Source organism: Paenibacillus sp. P4_A7 (assembly GCF_056402455.1).
In genome coordinates, this window is sequence record NZ_JBFUHJ010000747.1 from 1 (window position 1) to 1,485 (window position 1,485).

Genomic DNA, 1,485 nt, shown 5'->3' on the forward strand with positions numbered 1-1,485 from the left:
GTTTATGATATAATACTAAACGTTATGTGGAAGAATTGGATAGAATGGCATTGAGACAGTTTACTGTACTTTGCAGTTGAAGCTATTTTGCTATCGCAAATTTAAGGAGTGAAAATATTCATGTTCAAGTTGAGCGAGATCAAAGAGTTGATTAAGTTGGTTGATCAAACTTCCGTTCATGAGCTAGAAATCGAAAACGAAGGGACGCGCCTGCTCATCCGCAAGCCTGGCAAAACAGAAGTGGTGAATGTGCAAGCAGCTCCAATGACGCATACATATTCGCAGGTCCCTTTATCTAACGGACAGCAACAGCCGGCTTCACAAGCTGTGCAGCAACCTGCAGCACAAGAGACTGCACCGGTTCGTCCATCAACAGATCATTTGCATCAAATCGTATCTCCGATGGTAGGCACCTTCTATAGCTCGCCTACTCCAGATGCTGCTGAGTTTGTTAAAGCGGGAGACCGTATTAACGAGAAGAGTGTCGTTTGTATTTTGGAAGCAATGAAGCTGATGAACGAGCTTGAAGCAGAGGTTCGCGGTGAGATTGTAGAAGTTTTAGTGACGAATGGTCAGCTTGTTGAGTATGGTCAACCGTTATTTCTTGTTAAAGCAGAGTAATGAGTGAGTTAACGTCCGAACAGGGATAGTTGTCTGAAAGGGGTTCCTACGTGAAATTTCACAAAGTATTAATTGCAAATCGCGGCGAAATTGCAGTAAGAATAATTAGAGCTTGTCGAGAACTTGATATCAGCACAGTTGCTGTATATTCCGAAGCAGATCGCGACTCTCTTCATGTTCGGTTAGCCRATGAAGCTTATTGTATCGGACCGACTGCATCGAAGGATAGCTATTTAAATTTAACAAATATTATGAGTGTAGCAACGATAACTGAATGTGATGCTATTCATCCGGGATATGGTTTCCTAGCTGAAAACGCTGACTTTGCTGAAATCTGCGAGTCATGCAACATTACGTTTATCGGACCGTCCCCTGAAGCAATTAGCAAAATGGGTGACAAGGCCGTTGCAAAGCTTACGATGAAAACGGCTGAAGTTCCTATCATTCCTGGATCTGACGGATTGGTTGAGACTGCGGAAGATGCGATTAACGTGGCCCGGGAAATCGGTTATCCGGTCATCATCAAAGCGACAGCAGGTGGCGGAGGCAAAGGCATACGTATAGCCGAGGATGAAGATACACTCGTTCAACAAATAACTGCTGCCCAGCAAGAAGCTCAGAAAGCATTCGGCAATGCAGGTGTCTACTTAGAGAAATTTTTGACAGGCATGAAGCATGTTGAAATTCAAATTATGGCAGATAAGCATGGTAATGCTGTTCATTTGTTTGAACGCGACTGCTCGGTGCAGCGTAGACGTCAGAAGCTTCTAGAGGAAGCGCCATGTTCGGTGTTATCGCCTGAATTGCGTGAGCGTATGGGGCAAGCGGCAGTTCGAGCTGCTCTTGCGGTTAACTACTCTGGGG

2 protein-coding genes are annotated in these 1,485 nt (G+C 44.7%); both read left to right on the forward strand.

Going from position 1 to position 1,485, the window contains the following annotated elements; translation table 11 throughout:
* The first annotated feature begins 120 nt into the window (after nt 1-120).
* Nucleotides 121-621: an acetyl-CoA carboxylase biotin carboxyl carrier protein gene (gene accB, locus AC1DWN_RS33635; RefSeq protein ID WP_477563169.1), complete on the forward strand. Its 501-nt coding sequence runs from the start codon at nt 121-123 to the stop codon at nt 619-621.
* A gap of 50 nt (nt 622-671) precedes the next feature.
* On the forward strand, nt 672-1,485 hold an 814-nt coding region (locus AC1DWN_RS33640; protein WP_477563170.1), incomplete at its 3' end, for an ATP-binding protein.

Coding starts and splice junctions, on each gene's coding strand:
- accB (WP_477563169.1), top strand. CDS start 121: ATGTTCAAGTTGAGCGAGATCAAAGAGTTGATTAAGTTGGTTGATCAA.